This is a genomic window from Pseudonocardia sp. DSM 110487, assembly GCF_019468565.1.
Classification (GTDB): domain Bacteria; phylum Actinomycetota; class Actinomycetes; order Mycobacteriales; family Pseudonocardiaceae; genus Pseudonocardia.
This window is the reverse complement of sequence record NZ_CP080521.1, coordinates 5,306,242-5,323,331: the sequence shown is the minus strand read 5'-3', so window position 1 is coordinate 5,323,331 and position 17,090 is coordinate 5,306,242. Positions and strand designations below refer to the sequence as shown.

The following is a 17,090-nucleotide window of genomic DNA, read 5'->3' as shown; positions in this document are numbered from 1 at the left end:
ACCGGCATCTCGCGCCCCTCAGGTGAGCGCGGGCGCGGGCTCGTCGGTGTTCCGCGGCGTGATCGGACCGGACCAGGCCGGTCGCCGCGCGCCACGGATCCTGACGAATACCGCCGTCGCCGCGACCGTGGCCAGCAGCGCGACGACCCCGGACACCTCGAGCGCCGACGCGGGGCCCATGGTCTCCGACAGCCAGCCCACCAGCGGGCCGCCGAGCGCGCCTGCGGCGGCGGACACGCTGCTCTGCACCGCAAGCACCCGGCCGCGCATGTCGTCGGCGCTGCCGAGCTGCACCCGGGTGCCCATCGCGGTGTCGATGACCACCGCACCCGCCGCGATCGGCAGGATGACGAGGGCGAACAGCAGCAGACCGGGGGCGAACCCGCTGACGACCTGCAGCGCGCTCGTGACGAGGGCGGCGCCGAGCAGCACGCGGAGGCCGAGCTCGCGCCAATGGGCGGCCAGCAGCCCGCCGCCGACGGTGCCCACGGCGAACACGGTGGACAGCAGTCCGAACCCGGCCGCCCCGGTATGCAACGGGCCGTTGCTCATCGCGGCCATCGTCACCTGGTAGTTGCGGCCGACGCTCGAGAGGACGAAGCCGAGCGCGAACAGGACCAGCAGCCGCCGCTCACCCCGCAGGTAGCGGAACCCGGCCAGCATCCCGCTGCGCTCGGGCGGGCTGACGTCCATCGGGTGCAGGGTGTCCGGCCGGAGGGCGAGCACGGCGATGATCACGGCGAGGAAGCTCACCGCGTTGACACCGAAGAGGACCGTCGCGCCGCCGAGCGCGGCGAGCGCGCCGCCGAGGCTCATGCCGAGGATCCGGCCTGCCGAGTTGACGACGCTCCCGAGCGCGAGCGCGTTGCCCAGGTCGGCCCGGCCGACGACCTGGGCCGCGAGCCTGCCCATCGGTGGCCCGTCGAACGCCGCGACGAGACCCGTGAGCACGGCGATGGCGTAGATCGCGGTCGTCGAGGCGCCCGCCATGGCGATCAGGGCGAGCGTCGCCGCCAGCAACAGATGCAGGGTCTGGGTGGCGAGGACCAGCGGGCGCAGCGGCAGCCGGTCGGCCAGTGCGCCCGACCACGGGCCGAGCACCAGCATCGGCACTGCCTGGAAGAGGATCGCGAGACCGACCGCGGTCGGCGAGCCCGTGGACTCGAGGACCAGCCAGTTCAGTCCGAGCACCTGCATCCAGGTGCCGGTCGAGGAGACGAGGTCCGCCGCGGCCCACAAGCGGTAGTTGCGGTGACGAAGTGCGCGGAACATCGGCGGCAGGGGAGGCCGCAAGGGGAGAGCCTTTCGGGGAGCGCTTCGGGGGCGCGGGGGAGCGGCGCTGCTCCTGGGCAGTGGGCGACGTCAGCGTCGTCGCCGACCGTCGGCAGGGCCGTCGGGGCGGCCGTGCGCGACGTGCAACCCACTGCTCCACGGGGCGGAATCCCGTCAGGCCGTGATTGAGGCGTATGCCACGCCCGATTCGCGTGTGACCCCGGTCGTACCCGGCCCGGCAGCGCATCCCCAATGAAGGGTGCGGTCAGGGCCTCCGGTGGCGCCGGGTCCTCATCAGGCCGCCAGGCTGCAGGGCCTCCGGTGGCGCCGCGCAGTGTGCGGGGCCGCCCCTCCCAGGTCAAGGGCGCCTACGGCGTCGCTGCGCGACCCTTGACCCGCGAGCCTCTGCGACCCCTGGGGCATGCAGCGCGGGCAGGCCGAAGGCCTGCCCCTCGGGGCGCGCGGCGCCACCGGAGGCGGTCCGACGGACATGATCGAGGCTTCGGCGCGAGAACGGGCAAAAACTGCCCGGAAACGCGCCGAACTGCTGATCAAGCCGCCGTCCTGGGGACAATGCGGCGATCAAGGCGAAATGGTCGCTAGATGATCTTTAATTGCGACCATCAGCCCTTGATCAGCGCGCTGACCTGCCGGTATCGGGTGCGGATGGTCGTTGTCGCGACCGTGTGTGTGAAGACGTGAAGGTGTGTACGGGGGCCAGGCGCGCGTCAGGAACCGGCGAACGTCAGTGGTCACCGCACTAGATCTGGTCGAGCGCCTGCACGAGGTAGGCGACGTTCATCCGCAGGATCTCGACCGCCAGGTCGTGGTCGATGTGGTCGAGCGTGTCACGCGCGGTGTGGATCCGGTCGTTGGCGCCGTCCGCCCCCTCGATGGTCAGCACGGCGGGGACACCGACCTCGATGAAGGGCACGTGATCGCTGTTGAACGGCATCAGGCTGGTCTGAACGGCCAGGCTGGTGTGGCTGTGCGCCGCGGCCGCGAGCGAATCGATGACGCTTCGCGATACGGCCGATCCTTCGAGGAGCACGGTGGGTGCCGGCGTGTTCCGGCCGGCGATCATGTCCATGTTGAGGACCGAGTGGATGCGGGCGCGTTCGGCGTCGTCGAGCCCCGCGACGTAGTGCAAGCTGCCGAACAGGCCCTGTTCCTCGCCGCCGAAGAGGATGAACCGCAGGTCGCGGGCGCCGGTGTGGTCGCTCAGAGCCCTGGCGATCCCGAGCAGCCCGGCACTGCCGGAACCGTTGTCGTCCGCGCCGGGCGCGGGAGCGGCCGCGCCGTCCCGGACGTTGATGGAGTCGAGGTGGGCCGCGACGACGACGACCTCTCGGCCGGCACCGCTGCCGGGTCGCTCGGCGATCACGTTCCTCGTCGTACCGCCCTGGACCGGCACCGGCTGGACGCTCGTCGGGTAGCCGAGCCCGTGCAGCTCGCTCTCCACCCATTCGGCGGCGCTGAGGAACTCGGCGCTCGTCGAGTGCCGGGTCCGGAATCCCGCCAGCTTGCGCAGGTCGGCCTCGAACGCGATCCGGGACACGGCCTCGACCCGCTCGGCCTCCGCCACCGCGGCCGGCCGTCGCGTGAGGGCCGGTGTGACCTGCGAGAAGACGACGGTGTTCTCCGGGAGGCCGCGGACGCTGTAGCACGGCATGTACTCCCTCGCCGGTTGCCGGGCCTCGCGGGGGGCGAGGTCGACGACGAGGTATCTGCCCCGGTCGACGACGACCGGGACGTCGGGGTGTTCCTGCTGGAACTGCCGGCCGTTCTGGGTCACCAGGTGCAGGTGTGACCTGCGTACGCCCGGTCGCGCCTCGGGCTCGGCTCCCGGGGTCGATGCGGCTCTGCGCAGCGCCGAGCTGTCGCCGGTGACCAGGATCGCGTCACCGAGCCGCGTCCACGTCGCACCGGCGGTCTCGGCAGCGCTGGTGATGGCGTCGACGGCCGCCGGGTCGGTGGCCCGATTGACGTGGACCTCGTCGGGCGGCGCCGCATCGAGGAACGCCCGCACCAGCGGGACGAGCTCGGGCAGTGTGTCGACCTCACCGCCCGCCCCACCCGGAACCCCGACGTGCACGGCCTTCAGCCCGAGCCGGCGTGCCGCGAGCACGTGGGCGAGGTTCTCCGTGACGAACAGCGCGTCGGCGAGGGCCATGGTGGGGCCGGACTTCGCCACGGCCGTGCGGAACACCGCTTCCGCGGGTTTGAACTGCCCGACCTCGGTGGAGAGGGTCACCCGCTGTGCGACGGGCTCGAACAGGTCACGGATGCCGAGCTGGTCGAGCAGCGTGTAGTAGCGCTGCTGGATCGCGGGGACGTCGGCCGGATCGGCGGGCATGTCGAAGTCCGACACCAGCCCCAGCAGCGCACCGTGCCCGTCACCGTCGCGCCCGGCACCGTCGTGCAGGGCGGCGACCGCTTCAAGGGTCTCCCTGGCTGCGGGACGGAGCACGCCCGCGACCTCGAGGGTGTTGCCCAGGTCGAACAGAACGATCTTCACGACGGGCCTCCGACGCTAGGGAGTGGTGAAGCTCTCGACCACACCCGCGAGCGATGTGGAGGTCTGCGGGGGTGACACGGCTCCGACGCCCATGCCGCGCTTGGCGAACCCCTGCCACACGTCGTCGAGGTCTCCGGGGTTCAGCGCGGAGACCGCGGTGATGATCCCGTCGCGCGCCTGGGTGAACGTCGGCATGTTCGGAGTGAGCTTGAGCCCTCCGACGACGTACTCGAGCATCCTGCGCTCGGCCTCGGCGTGGCCGTGCGCGGCGACGAGGTTGACGAACACCTCCCACAGCGCGCCACACCACACCTCGCCCGCGTTGTGCACCTCGCTGTTGGTGCCGCCGGTGTTCCGATTGCGCGGCGCACCCGTCGGGAGCACCACTCCGTCGCTGATGTGCTTGAAGGTCAGCGGGTTCTTCCGCATGTCGGCCGAGTACGGGTAGCGGCGGATGGAGAAGTAGTAGTTGTCGTTGAACGTGGAGGTGAGATCGGTCCACCCACCCACGGGGAACGCCCCCGCGGCGAAGTCGTCCGGGTCCTGGGACGTCATGGAGATCGCGAAGAAATCGCCCCAACCCTCGCCCATCGCCCTGCCCTGCTTGTTGGACAGCCCTCGTGCGTTCCCGACGAGGCGGTTGGTGATGTAGTGCCCCATCTCGTGGAAGACGATCATCGCGTCGAGGTTGCTGGTGCGGGACGGGAGCGGCGCGACACCCCGGAACTCGAACATCTGCATCCGCGGACTGGAACCGTCGCTCGGCGTCTGCATGTTGGCGTTGTCGGTGCCGCTGAAGTCGTTGCCCTCCGCCAGTACCGGGTCGCCCCCGACGCCGCCGCGGCCGAGGTTGTCCAGCTGGGCGTTCCCCGCCGATTCGTCGAAGCCCGCCTGGTACCAGCGGTCGTGCAACCAGTTGACGAGGAAGAACATGCCGACGACGCTGGCCTGCACGTTCGCCGGATCGTTCGCGGGCCGGGTGTGGTCGTAGGCGTGGTCGAACCGTCGCGTGCCGGTGACGGTGCCGAACACGTCACCCGGGCCGGCTCCGTCTGGTGCACGCAGATCGGCATAGGCCGTGCAGTTGTTGCCGCGGGTTGTCGTGGCGTCGTCGGGTACCCACGGGTCGCCGGGGAGCAGGCTCTCGAGCGTGACCAGCCGTTCGGGGACCGCCTTGGCCTGGAAACCGTCCGGCCGGCCGGTGGGGTGCGGCGAGCCGGGCGCAGGGCCGTCCTCGGGGCGGAACAGGTCGTCGCCGGTGTTGAAGACCCGGTAGGTGAACGCCGCGTCCGCACGCAGGTTCTTGCGGAACAGCACATCCGGCTCCTCGGCCGAACCGATCACGTAGCCGAACGCCGGGAAGTCTTCGACCCAGAGCTCGAGGTAGTACCCCGGGGCGAACTGCTGCTCGCCGAGCGGGAACAGCACTTCCTTCAACCGCACCGGTCGCTCGAACGCGGGCCGACCGTTTCCGACGGTATCGGTGAATCGATAGGTCCGATAGTTTCCCCGGGCCGAGTCGCCGGCCTCGTCGGTCACTTCACCGAACGCGGAGGAGGCGTACTCGAAACCGGTCAGGTCGAATGCCGCGATCGCGATCGCCTCTTCGGGGGAGGTTGCGGCGGAGCGTGCGGCGCCGCCGGCCGCGGCTGCGCCGGGGAAGAACTGACCCGCCACCGAGATCACCTCGCCAGAAGGGCCGATCGCCGCGGTGGCCTCGGAGTTGAACACCTCCGCGCCCTCGACCCGCTGCACCAGCTGCGCCGTGCGGAGGCCCCGGCCGCCGACGGACACGACCTCGACTCCCTGCGCATCCGCGTCGGACAGCCGCCACAGGTCCGCGTGATCGGCGACGAACGCGTGGACGGCCTCCTCAGGAGACCCGCTCGCCTCGGCCGACAAGGCGGCGGCCGGTTCTCGCCGTGCGACCCGGTTGGGCAATCCCGTCGCCTCGTCGTAGTCGACTTCGAGGTCGCCGAGTTCCGCATCCAGCCGGCGGTGACCTTCCGTCGCGACGGAAACGGGTGCGGGCGGCGCTGTCCCCCGCGCAATGCGGACACCCGGGTCGTACAGGGCGTGGAAGTCGTCCGGCACCTGTCGCGCGGTGGTCATCACAATCTCCTCATCGACCGGGGCGTGGCCGCCAGGATCGCCCGATTATGGAGTCGGGCAGATCTGTGGTCAATCCATCAGGTGGCATCGATTCGATTGGGACGAATGTGTGCCTGAAGACCACTTCGCCGACGGTACGCGTGGCCGCTGTTTCGGGCATTACGTAGAACTGCGTACGGATGGAGAGACGGGAGGAAAGTCGTGCGCGCCGCGGCGGAAGCCGGTCGGTGGCGTTCGACGCCCCGGCGTGGCGCGGCCGATCTTGTCGCCCGGTCGGGTTAACGTCGCGGCGTGCTCGGGGTCAGTCATGCGCTGTCGGGAGCGGCTCTCGGGCTCGCGGTCGCGGGGTTCGTACCCCAGCTGCTGGGGGAGCAGCCGGACGCCGGCACCGTGCTGACGTTCACCGCCGTCTGCGCGGGGGCGGCGTTGCTGCCCGACCTCGACCACCCGTCGTCGATCGCCACCCGCCGATTCTCGGCGGCCTCCTTCGTCGCGAGCCACGCGGTGCGGCCACTGTCGCGGCTGGTGTACGACCTCACGCGGGGTCGACGCGACACCGGCCGCGGTTCCCACCGCGGCCTCACCCACACCGTCGTCGGGGCCGTGCTGCTCGGGATGGCTGTGAACATGGCGTCCGCCCGGTTCGGCACCCCGGTGCTGGTGGGCACGCTGTTCGTGTGCCTCGCCCTGGCGATCAAGGGCCTCGACGCGCTGGTGCCGGGGCCACCGTCGCTGGTGATCGCCGCCGGGCTCACCTACGCGATCGAACAGGCCGTTCCAGGCGGCACCGCGGGCACGGCGGGCTGGCTCGGCACGGCCGTGACCCTGGGGATGGTCGTGCACTCCGCTGGAGACGCGATCACCGAGTCCGGTGCGCCGCTGCTGTGGCCGCTGCCGATCCGGGGCCGCCGGTGGTACCCGGTGGGCAGCCCACGGCCGATGAGGTTCCGCACCGGCGGCGCCGTCGAGGCATGGCTGGTGGCGCCCGCGCTCACGCTGGCGGTGTTCCTGCTCGCCGCGTTCGTCGTGCCCGGCGTGGCGCCGTGGTTGCTGGAGATGCGCGGCCACGTGGAGCGGCTGATCGCGGGCGGCTGACGGGCGGATGCGGGGGAGGGCGATGATGCCGGTGTGGATTCACCTCTCCAGGACCGGCCCGTGGTCGGGATCCTGCACCCCGGCGCGATGGGTGCCGCGCTCGGTTCGGCGCTGAAGGCGCGGGCAGGCACGGTGATCTGGGCCGCGGCCGGGCGCAGCCACGCCACGGCCAAGCGTGCGGAGCTCGCCGACCTCGTCGCCGTGCCGGATGTGGCCGAGCTGGCCCGCCGGGCCCACCTGATCGTCTCGATCTGCCCGCCGCACGCGGCGGGCGCGGTCGCCGAGGAGGTGGCGGCCGCCCTGGACGGCCGCCCGGACCCGCCCTTGTACGTCGACGCGAACGCGATCGCCCCCGCCACCGTGCAGCGCATCGGTGCGCTGCTGGGCGAGGAGCGCGTTGTGGACGGGGCCGTGATCGGCCGACCGGCATGGGAGCCCGGCCGCACGGTGCTGTGGCTGTCGGGCGAGGCGGCACCCGTGGTGGCCGACCTGTTCGCGGGCTCCCCCTTCACTGCCAGGGTGCTCGGCCCCGGCCTCGGCCAGGCGAGCGCGCTCAAGGCGTGCTACGCCCTGCAGACCAAGGCCCTGCCGACGGTGTGGGCGGCGCTCGCCGCGGCAGCCGACGCCTACGGCGTGCGGGACGCGCTGGGCGACCAGCTGGCCAGCGACGGCGTCGACCTCACGGCGCACCTGGACGCACTGCACGCCCGCGCGGGGGCGAAGGCATGGCGCTGGGCGGGGGAGATGGACGAGGCGGCCGCCACCCTCGCTGCCGTCGGCGTGCCGGACGGCTTCTCCCGCGCGGCCGCGGAGGTGTACCGCCGCATGGCCGACGGCGCGTCCTGACGGAGCCGGAATCCCGCGGTTCACGGCTGCGTGCGCGCGGTCGGGTCTTGCCGGGCCGAACGCTGACCGCCGCCGCACCGGAGGGGTGGGAGCGGCGGCGGTCAGCACGGGGCCGGTGGCCGGCCCCGGGTCGGTGTCGTCTTCCGTCGCCCGTCAGTCGTCGTTGCTGTCGGAGTCGTTCCCGGCGACCCAGCCCCGGTTCCCCGGTGAGCTGCCGGACTCGGCGTCGGACGCGGCCGTGGCCGATGGTGCGAGCATCGCCAGCACCGCGCCGATCACGAGACTGACCAGGGCTGTTGCCGCCACATGCCTGCGTCGCATGGGCACAGCTTGACTGTCCGGGTCGGGGTCCGTCGCGGCATGCGGGCCGATTCCACCCGAAGAGGTCCCTCCAGGGACGAGATCGGGTGATGTCGACACGCAGCGTGTACTCCGGCGCGGGGTCACCGGCCCGTGAGTGCCACCTCGAACGAGTAGCGCGACGCCCGGTAGAGGTGGTCGCCGAACTCGACGACGAGGCCGCGGTCGTCGAACGTGGTGCGCCGCATCGTCAGCAGCGGGGCGCCCCGTGTCTCGTCGAGGAGCTTGGCCTCGGCGGCGGTGGCCCGCCGGGCGCCGATGCTCTGGGTGGCGGAGGTGAGCGCCACCCCGGCTTCGCGGAGCACCTCGTAGAGCCCGCGCTGTTCCAGCTGCTCCGGCTGTAGCGGAACGAGGTCGGCGCGCAGATGGTTGCGCATGATGGCGAGGGGTTCGCCGCCGGCGCGGCGGAGCCGCTCCAGCGCGATCACGGACGTGCCCTCCGGCACCTCGAGCGCGGCGGCCACCACGCCGGATGCGGCCTCCACGGTGTGCGAGAGCACGGTGGTGGTCGGCCACTGGCCCGAGCTCGTGAGGTCGTCGAACAAGCTGGTGAGCCCGACCGGGCGGCGGACCCGGGCCCGTGCGACGTGGGTGCCGACGCCGCGCTTGCGCACCAGAAGGCCCTTGTCCACCAGGTACTGGATCGCCTGCCGCATGGTGGGGCGGGACAGCCCCAGCTCCTCGGCGAGCGTGATCTCGTTGTCCAGTCGCGAGCCGGGCGGGAGCACCCCCGACTCGATGGCCTGCTCCAGCTGGCGCGCCACCTGGAAGTACAGCGGCACCGGGCTGGCGCGGTCCACGAGGACATGCGGGCGGTCGGGCATCGCAGCCTCCTGTCCGGGGTGCCGTTGGTCCTGACAACCTAACGATCGGCCGGACGGCGAGGCTACCGGCGCCTGCAGACGAACTCCCCGTGCGTGGGCCGGGGGAACGCCGCCTCCTCGACGGTGAACCCGGCGCGTTCGATGAGACCTTCCAGGATCCAGCTGTAGGTGGAGAACTCCTCGCGGACGTGTGCCTCGAAGTCGGCCCTGGTGAAGCCTGCGCCGTCTGCACCGCCGTCCGGCCGCCCGAGCTCGTCGATCATCCGCTGGACCTGCTCGGCGTACTCGGCGGGTGGGAAGCTGAACATCAGGTCCCAGACGTAGAGCAGGCCGCCCGCGTGCACGTACCCGGCGATCCGGAGCAGGGCAGCCTGCTTCCAGAACTCGGGCAGCTGGTGCAGCGCCGACCGCGTGGTGACGACGTCGGCGGGTGGGCCGGTGAGCTCGTAGGACAGGAACCCGGCGTGGTGCAGCGACACATCGACCCCCGCGTCGGCCGCGCGCCTTCGCGTGAACGCCAGCATCTCCTCGCCGACGTCCACGCCGTGCACGTCGGCACCGCGCCGGGCCGCCTCGACCACGAGCGACCCGGTGCCGCACGCCAGGTCGACCAACCGGGTGCCCGGCCCGACGCCGAGCCGGTCGAGCAGGGCGTTGTCACGCTCGGGGTCGGTGCCCTGGTTGTGGTCGTAGCGCGCGACGGCCTCCGCGCCGGCGAGGTCGACCCCGACGGGGGAGAACTCGGGAAAGATCCACGCGGGCGTCATGATCACGACGCTAGCCGGACGGGCCGAAGCGCTCCACACGAATGTCCTGCACCTGGACGCCTGCCTCGATCAGCACGTGCGTGGCGGCGTCGGCGAAGCCGGAGGAACCGCACACGTAGGCCGTCTCCCCACCACGGACGAGCGGTGCCACGTCGGCGATCGCGAGGCGGCCGACCGCGCGACCCGCATCGGGCGGCGCATGGCGGGTGTAGATCACCGTGGTCTCGGGGCCGGGCAGCTCGTCGGCGTAGTACAGGTCCTCCGGCGAGCGGGCGGAGACGACCAGCCGCACGAGGTCGGGGCGGCCGATCCTGCGGGCGTGGCGGAGCATCGCCATCAGCGGCACCACCCCCGATCCGCCACCGACGAGCAGCGCGGGGCTGCTCGCGTCCCAGCCGAAGTAGCCGATCGGGCCGCGCACCTCCAGCTCGTCGCCTGGCACGACGACGTCGTGCAGGAACTCCGAGACCTCGCCGTCGTCGAGCCGTTCGACGGTCAGCTCGATCTCGCCCGTGTCGTCCGGTGGCGAGGCGACCGAGTAGTCGCGGGAGGCCGTGTAGCCGTCGGGCGCGGTGAGCCGGACGACGTAGTACTGCCCGGGCAAGTGCGGGCGCGGCTCCGGCAGCGCGAGCCGGAAGGTGCGGGCGCGCGGCGTCTCGTCCCGCACGGCGAGGACGCGGGCCGTCTGCCAGCGCAGGGTGCGGCGGTGTGCGGTGCCGCCTGGGGTGAGCGTCATGGGCCGGTCGCCCTCAGTCGCCCTGGTAGCGCTGCTCGGTCCAGGGGTCGCCGCGGTCGTGGTAGCCGTTGCGTTCCCAGAAGCCCTGCTCGTCGTGGTCCATCAGGCGCAGGCCCGACACCCACTTCGCGCTCTTCCAGAAGTACAGGTGCGGCACCAGCAGCCGGGCCGGGCCGCCGTGGATCGTGCTGAGCGGCTCGCCGTCGGCATCCCAGACGACCCATGCCTTGCCACCGGTGATGTCGTCGAGCGGCAGGTTGGTGGTGTAGCCGGTGTGCGACACGGCCATCACGTGGGTGGCGCTCGGTTGCGGCTTCGCGGCGGCGAGCAGCGTGTCGACCGAGACGCCGTCGAACGTCATGCCGAGCTTGGACCAGGTGGTGACGCAGTGGATGTCGCCCTCGTAGCGGGAGCGGGGGAGCGCGTGGATCTCGTCCCAGTCCCAGGTGACGGTGTTCTCGACCAGGCCCTCGATCGTGAACGTCCAGCGGTCGGTCGTGATGTTCGGGGTGGCCTCTGCGTGCAGCACCGGCCACTCGTCACGCGCGTCGTACTGCCCGGGAGGCAGCCGCGAGTCGCGCTCGCGCCGCCGCCCGACGAAACCTCGGGTGATACCGGCCATGCTCTCCTCAACCTCCGCGACGCGGGATCATTCCAGCACTGCCGACTGATGAGCGCGGCATCAACGGGCAAGGGGCCGTTCGGTCGTCTCGGGCGCCGCCGCCGCGACCGGGCGGCGGGCGCCCAGCCAGCCCAGCGCGGCGGCGATCACGTCCTCGGCCACCGCGCCCGGCCGGTCCGACCCGAAGCGTCGCTGGGCCGCGGCGCGCAGGTGCACGCCCAGCACGGCCGCCCCGATCGCGGCGGTGGCGCCGACGAGGCCGGGCAGCGTCGGGTCGTGCCCGTCGCGCCGGGCGACCGCGGCCGCCGATGTGGCGCCGAACGCGGCCCGGGGGATCAGCCCCAACGGCGCGAGGCGGCTCGGTACGCCCGGCAGCTTGTCGGCGACCAGTTCGCCCGCGGCGGCCAGACCGGAGAGCGCGCCGCCGGTGCGGCCGCCGAGCCGCGAGGCGACCGGTCCGGTGTCGTCGGGCCGGGAGGTCAGCGCCACGGCGGCCAACCCGGCGGCGCTGCGCGACCCGCTCGCCGCCCCGAGCGCGGCCGCGCGCAGCAGCGCGGCGGGGCTCGCGTGCGGGACGGTCTCCCGGCCCTCGGCCACCCGGGACACCGAGACGAGCGTGGTGTGCGTCGTGAAGCCGTACACAAGGGGTGCGACGGCGTCGGCCGCCCAGTCGGCGCTCCGGCGCGGATCGACGATCCGCAGGACGGCCGGCAGGCCACCACGCACCCAGGCGTCCGCCAGCCCGAGCAGGATGCCGCTCACGGCGGCAGGTGGTCGCACCCCGGTCGCGCGCAGCAGACCGGCGAGCGCGCCGAGGCCGACCCCGGCGGCGGTGTCGGCCAGCAGGCCCGTCGGCGAGAGCCGGCGCGCCCGACGGGTGCGGTCGAGGGTGCCCGCCGCGGCGTGCGCGGTCGTGCCGGCAGCGCCCGCCGCGGCACCGCGGAGCAGCCCGGAGACGAGGGACCTCATGAGCATCCCCGTTACCCCGCGACCACGGCGGGCAACCGGTCGAGCAGCGGGAGCTGCCCTTTCGTGATCTTCCGCCGGGCCGCGTCGAGCCCGAACCATGCCGCGCGATCGATTTCCGGGAACTCCCGCAGCGAGCCCGACCGCGGCGGCCACTCCATCGAGAACGTGCCGGGGACGATGCCGTCGGTGTCGAAGTCGGCGGCGAGGGCGAAGGCCGTGATCCGCTTCCCGCCCGAGAGCCGCACCTCGCCGAGCTCGACGAGCGTCCCGCCGGGCAGGGGCGCACCGAGCTCCTCGGCGAACTCCCTTGCCGCCGCTGCCCGTGGGTCCTCGTCGGGGCCGTGCTCGCCCTTGGGGATCGACCACGCCCCGTCGTCCTTGCGGGCCCAGAACGGCCCACCCATGTGCCCGAGCAGCACCTCGGTGCCGTCCGGGCCCTGCCGGTGCAGCACCACTCCTGCGCTCCGCGTTGCCACCGGCGCAGTCTGGCAGGCCCGGGCCCGACACGCGTACACCCGGACCGCGACTCGCGACGCGCGCTCAGGTGACCTCGAGGTCGTCGACCTCAGGCGTCGGGGGACGGTGGGTGGAGGTCCGGTCGAGGTAGAACCAGGCAACCGACGCGATGTCGTCCTGCAGCTGCAGGTAGCGGTGCCCCGAGCGCCAGCCGAGGGCCTGGACGTCCACGCGGAGGGCGCGGGAGAACCGGATGGGGTCGGCCAGGTGCCAGCGGTACATGCCGAACCGCTGCTGGCTGCGGTAGCACCCGTCCGGGCGCAGGACCTGGTGCAGCCCGAGGTACGGCGTGGTGAAAGCGGTGTAGCCGTGGCCGGGGACGTCGAAGTTCCACGCGCCACCGAAGTAGTCCTCGGTACCGGTGCCGCAGATGGTGGGGAGCTCGTCGTCGTCATCGAGGTAGAACTTCATCTCGCCCTCACCCCACCAGCCGCTCGAGTTCGAGGCCCATGCGAGGTACGTGCCGACGTAGTGCCCCCGCCCGGCGACGCCGTCGAGGAGCGGGTGCGTGCTGCCCTTGGGCAGCGGGTTGTCGCGGCGCCACTGGGCGTGCAGGTAGCCGGCCTGCTCGGGCACCGGAGCCAGCGCGTAGGTGATCTGGAAGTAGACGATCGCCGGGTCGGGCCCGACGTTCTCCAGCGTGATGCGGGCCGCCGCCCGGAACGGCATCTGCCAGTAGCAGTTGAACCCCCCGTGCGGGTTCACGGCCACGACCTGCGACGACAGCTGGGCGAACTCGCCCCAGCCCTGTCCGAAGAAGTCGCCGATCGGCACCTCGACGGCCGGCTCGGCGTCGCCGTCCCAGTGCATCCGCAGCAGCAGGTCGCGCCAGTGCGACGGGTGCGTGGTGAGCCAGATGTGCTGCACGACCCCGGGCCCGTCGATCTCGGCGAGGCGAGCGGTGGTGCCGGCCGGGATCTCGATGGAGGGGGAGACCTTCCAGCCGCGGCCGAGGTCGCGTGCCGCGGCCGCGCCGGTGCCCTCGGTGGCGCCACCTCCGGCGCCGGGCGCGCCGGTGGGGTTCTCCGGGCTGATCGAGCGGGTGACCGCCTCGGTGATCAGCGCCATCTCCGGCTGCGGCGGGATCGGGTGCGGCATGTGGCCTCCGGACGTCGAAAGCGCGGACCGATCACACTATGCCGCTCGCACTACGCCGCAGCGGCCCGCGCCCCGGGGAGGCTGCGCAGCACCGCACGGGCGACGGCGTCGTTGTAGCGCAGGCTCTGCGCGTTCATGCCGGGCCGGGTGAACGCACCCGCCACCTTCACCGTGGTGTGCGGACCCACGGCGAACCGCCGCGGATGCGGGTGGCCCGCGGCATCGATGAGCGCCCCGTCGGCCGGCCGGACGCGGATGAGGCCGGTGTTGCGCAGCACCGTGCCGTCGGTGTCGCGCAGCACCTCCTCGCTGACGGCGCCGCCCGCGAGCAGGTTGGCGAGCAGCGGGTCGGTGGTGCGGGCCGCGCTCGGGTCCGGCAGGCGCGCGTCGACGAGCGCCCGGGTGGTGACCGGCGGGGCGTCCGGCAGGCTGGCGCTCCCCGCCCGGAAGACGACGTCGCCGCCGTCGACCCCGGTGTCAATCCACATGCCCTCGCCGAGGAACGCGACGTATCCGGCTCGGGACAGCGCGAGCAGCTCGCGCACCCGGAAGCCGGGCGGGCCGCTCGCGACCGCGTTGAAGAAGCTCTGCCACCAGCTCAGATCCCGCGCCCGTGACCGCGCGGAGAGCACCCCGGAACCGGCCAGCCGGGTGACCTCCCCGAACACCGACAGCATCGCGACGAACGCGCCGAGGTGCGGCGTGTGCGCCGGATCCACGTGCTGGCGCAGATCTTCGGCGATGCGCTCGCGCACGAGGGGTTGCAGGGCGGCGAGGTCCGGAGCGCGGACGCCGTCGAGGGGGTGGTCGAGGGCGGTGAGATCGATGTGGTCCACCGGGTCCGGCACGGCCGCGGCGATCAGCTGCGCCATCGCGGGTGAGTCCCACCCGAGGCCGGCGTACCGCGCCGCGAACTCGGCCCACGGCATCAGGACGCGCCCCGGGTGGCCGACGAACAGCTCGTGGTACCAGCCCCAGGCGATCTCCTTCGCCATCAGGGGCCACGCCTGCGTGTGCAGCTCGACCGGCCCGCCCGAGGCGATCAGCGGGTCGACGGCCGCAGGCCCGAAGAACCGCGGCAGCGGCGGCCGGCCCGCGCGCAGGCCGTAGTGGGGCTTCGAGTGGTAGGGCATCCCGCGTGGCGAGCCGGCGACGAGCCGCGGCTCAGCCCCGGACGGCACGTAGCGCAGCCCGTCGCCGTCGGGTTCGAAGCGCCCGCCGCGCCCTTCGAACAGGAGCACGACGAGATCGATGAACGCAAGGCCGAGCCCGCGGACGAGCACGGTCTCGCCCGGCGCGATTACCGACAGGTCCGAGTCGGTGGTCTGCTCGGGAGGCAGGTAGGTGAGCCCGGCATCGGCGGCACGGGCGGCGAGTGCCCGTTCGTCGTCGGTCGGCGTGGCGTCGAGGTGGCCGGACGCCAGCACCACGGCGTCGACGCGCAGCGTGCCGCCGTTCTCCAGCCGGACCAGCTGGCGGTCACCGTCCTCGGCAAGGTCGACGGCGCGCGTGCGGTGCAGGTGCGCCCGCATCCCGGGCGGCAGCCCGGCGATCACGTCGCGCAGCACCCAGGCGAGGTAGGCGCTCTGCAGCCGGCGGCTCGGGAACGTGGATGCGGTGACGCTTCGCAGTTCGGCGGCCAGCTCGGGGCCGATGGCGTCGGGGTCGCCACGCGTGCGCAGCTCCTGCGCCCACTCCCAGAACGACGGGCCCGGCACGATCGGGCCGTCGCAGATCACGGTCTCGTCGGTGAACATCGTGACGTCGGCGGCCATGGAGTTCATCGCGAGCAGCGGTGACTGCTCGTGGCGCCATATCCGCCCTGCACCCGGCGGGTACGGGTCGATCAGGTGCACGTCCAGGCCGTCGGGCCCCAGCTCGGGAGCGCTGGCGCCCATGCGCTCGAGGATCCCGACGCCGCGCGGGCCCGCGCCGACGATCGCGATCGCAGAGCTCACAGACGGCTCCTCCGAGGGGATGGGGCATGCGCCGCGTCGCGCCGACTCCATCGACTGTAGGTCGCGTTCGGGGCGCCAGCCAGTGAACGACAGCCGGTGAAGGACGTTGACGCTCGCGATGCCGGGTGCTGGAGTGGAGTTCGTGGCTATCCGCGTTCCGCTGGTGACGCGACGGCACGTCGACCTCGGTCGCGTGTGGTCGGCGGCGTGTCCGGGCTCCTGACGGCCGCCACCCCTCCACCACTCACGAGGAGTATTCGACATGCCCGTGGAGTTCCTCGGCATGGGAGCCACCAACGACGGCACCGAGACGACGGCGCGCTCGGGCCCCGCGTTCGACCCCGAGTACACCGTGGCGCTGGCCCGCGCCCACGAGGAGTCCGGCTGGGACCGGGTGCTCACCGCGTACGGAAGCGGCAGCCCCGACCCCGCCCAGGCCGCCGCCTTGATCGCCTGCCGCACCGAGCGCCTGCAGGTGCTCGTCGCGCACCGGCCGAACGTCTCCTATCCCACGTTCGCGGCGAAGACCATCGCCACGCTGGACGTCATCAGCGGCGGGCGCACCACCGTGCACGTCATCACCGGCGGCAACGACCACGAGCAGCAGCGCGAGGGCGACACCCTGCCCAAGGACCGCCGCTACGACCGCACCCGCGAGGCGATCCAGATCTTCAAGAAGGCCTGGACCTCGCGCGAGCCGTTCGACTTCCACGGCGAGCACTACACCTTCAGCGACTTCGTGCTCGACGTCGAACCCGCGCAGAACCCGCGCCCGCGGATCTCGTTCGGCGGCTCGTCGCCCGCCGCGTACAAGGTCGGGGCGGAGGAGGCCGACATCTACGCGCTGTGGGGCGAGCCGCTCGCCGGCACGGCCGAGCAGATCCGCGCGATCACCGAGCTCGCCGCGGCCGCGGGCCGCCCGGCGCCGACGTTCCAGGTGGCGTTCCGCCCGATCCTCGGCCGCACGGAGGAAGAGGCATGGGAGAAGGCCTACGCCACCGTGGCTCGCATCCAGGACCGGACGAAGGGCGGCACTGCGCAGCTCAGCCGCCGCCACCGGCTCACCGACCCGGAGAACGCCGGCTCGCAGCGCCTGCTCGCGATCGCCGAGCAGGGCGAGCGCCACGACAGGGCACTGTGGACGGTCACCGCCAAGGCGACCGGCGGTGCCGGCAACTCGACGGCGCTGGTCGGCACACCCGAGACGGTGGCCGCCGCGCTGATGGACTACTACGACCTCGGCGTGCGGATCCTGTCGGCGCGCGGCTACGACCTCCTGGAAGACGCCACGGAGTTCGGCCGCGAGGTCATCCCGCTGGTCCGCGCGGAGGTGGCACGGCGGGACGCTGCGGAGCGGGCGTCGGTGCCGGCCTGAGAACGTAGGCGGCTACCCGCAG

The 17,090-nt window shown here is 72.7% G+C and carries 15 protein-coding genes; 3 read left to right on the top strand and 12 right to left on the bottom strand.

What is annotated here, in order from left to right; genetic code table 11:
• Positions 1–18: 18 nt before the first annotated feature.
• The 3 genes from K1T35_RS24875 to K1T35_RS24865 all read right to left on the bottom strand — a co-directional run bounded on the left by K1T35_RS24875 (position 19) and on the right by K1T35_RS24865 (position 5,902).
• Positions 19–1,272 (bottom strand): MFS transporter, encoded by a 1,254-nt coding sequence (locus K1T35_RS24875; protein WP_220254099.1) that lies wholly within the window; start codon positions 1,270–1,272, stop codon positions 19–21.
• Between the two features lie 760 nt (positions 1,273–2,032).
• On the bottom strand, positions 2,033–3,790 hold the full coding sequence (locus tag K1T35_RS24870) for a M28 family peptidase (protein WP_220254098.1): 1,758 nt from the start codon (positions 3,788–3,790) through the stop codon (positions 2,033–2,035).
• Positions 3,791–3,805: 15 nt separating this feature from the next.
• Positions 3,806–5,902 carry a M36 family metallopeptidase gene (locus K1T35_RS24865; RefSeq protein ID WP_220254097.1) on the bottom strand — a complete coding sequence of 699 codons (2,097 nt, stop codon included), beginning with the start codon at positions 5,900–5,902 and terminating at the stop codon, positions 3,806–3,808.
• 291 nt (positions 5,903–6,193) lie between these two features.
• On the opposite strand from K1T35_RS24865, the gene K1T35_RS24860 reads away from it, so the two are divergent.
• The gene (locus K1T35_RS24860; RefSeq protein ID WP_220254096.1) at positions 6,194–6,997 is read left to right on the top strand and encodes a metal-dependent hydrolase; all 804 of its coding nucleotides are present in this window, start codon (positions 6,194–6,196) and stop codon (positions 6,995–6,997) included.
• Between the two features lie 33 nt (positions 6,998–7,030).
• Positions 7,031–7,843: a DUF1932 domain-containing protein gene (locus K1T35_RS24855; protein ID WP_255620671.1), complete on the top strand. Its 813-nt coding sequence runs from the start codon at positions 7,031–7,033 to the stop codon at positions 7,841–7,843.
• Positions 7,844–7,996: 153 nt separating this feature from the next.
• Here K1T35_RS24855 and K1T35_RS24850 read toward each other — a convergent pair whose 3' ends face one another.
• From K1T35_RS24850 to K1T35_RS24810, 9 genes are all read right to left on the bottom strand, one after another.
• Positions 7,997–8,164 (bottom strand): hypothetical protein, encoded by a 168-nt coding sequence (locus K1T35_RS24850; RefSeq protein WP_220254095.1) that lies wholly within the window; start codon positions 8,162–8,164, stop codon positions 7,997–7,999.
• A gap of 122 nt (positions 8,165–8,286) precedes the next feature.
• Entirely contained in the window at positions 8,287–9,027 is a 741-nt protein-coding gene (locus K1T35_RS24845; RefSeq protein WP_220254094.1) for a GntR family transcriptional regulator, read from the bottom strand.
• Positions 9,028–9,089: 62 nt separating this feature from the next.
• Entirely contained in the window at positions 9,090–9,794 is a 705-nt protein-coding gene (locus K1T35_RS24840; protein WP_220254093.1) for a class I SAM-dependent methyltransferase, read from the bottom strand.
• Between the two features lie 10 nt (positions 9,795–9,804).
• Positions 9,805–10,530, bottom strand: a complete 726-nt coding sequence (locus K1T35_RS24835; RefSeq protein ID WP_220254092.1) for a ferredoxin reductase — start codon at positions 10,528–10,530, stop codon at positions 9,805–9,807.
• A 13-nt stretch (positions 10,531–10,543) separates the two neighbouring features.
• Positions 10,544–11,152 (bottom strand): sulfite oxidase-like oxidoreductase, encoded by a 609-nt coding sequence (locus K1T35_RS24830; RefSeq protein ID WP_220254091.1) that lies wholly within the window; start codon positions 11,150–11,152, stop codon positions 10,544–10,546.
• A 60-nt stretch (positions 11,153–11,212) separates the two neighbouring features.
• Positions 11,213–12,121, bottom strand: coding sequence for a DUF4126 family protein (locus tag K1T35_RS24825; RefSeq protein ID WP_220254090.1), 909 nt, complete (start codon positions 12,119–12,121; stop codon positions 11,213–11,215).
• An 11-nt stretch (positions 12,122–12,132) separates the two neighbouring features.
• Entirely contained in the window at positions 12,133–12,597 is a 465-nt protein-coding gene (locus K1T35_RS24820) for an NUDIX domain-containing protein (protein WP_220254089.1), read from the bottom strand.
• Positions 12,598–12,661: 64 nt separating this feature from the next.
• Positions 12,662–13,735 (bottom strand): glycoside hydrolase family 172 protein, encoded by a 1,074-nt coding sequence (locus K1T35_RS24815; protein ID WP_255620670.1) that lies wholly within the window; start codon positions 13,733–13,735, stop codon positions 12,662–12,664.
• 50 nt (positions 13,736–13,785) lie between these two features.
• On the bottom strand, positions 13,786–15,693 hold the full coding sequence (locus tag K1T35_RS24810; protein WP_255620669.1) for an FAD/NAD(P)-binding domain-containing protein: 1,908 nt from the start codon (positions 15,691–15,693) through the stop codon (positions 13,786–13,788).
• Positions 15,694–15,955: 262 nt separating this feature from the next.
• Here K1T35_RS24810 and K1T35_RS24805 point away from each other — a divergent pair, with 262 nt between their 5' ends.
• On the top strand, positions 15,956–17,068 hold the full coding sequence (locus K1T35_RS24805; RefSeq protein WP_220254087.1) for an LLM class flavin-dependent oxidoreductase: 1,113 nt from the start codon (positions 15,956–15,958) through the stop codon (positions 17,066–17,068).
• Positions 17,069–17,090: the final 22 nt, after the last annotated feature.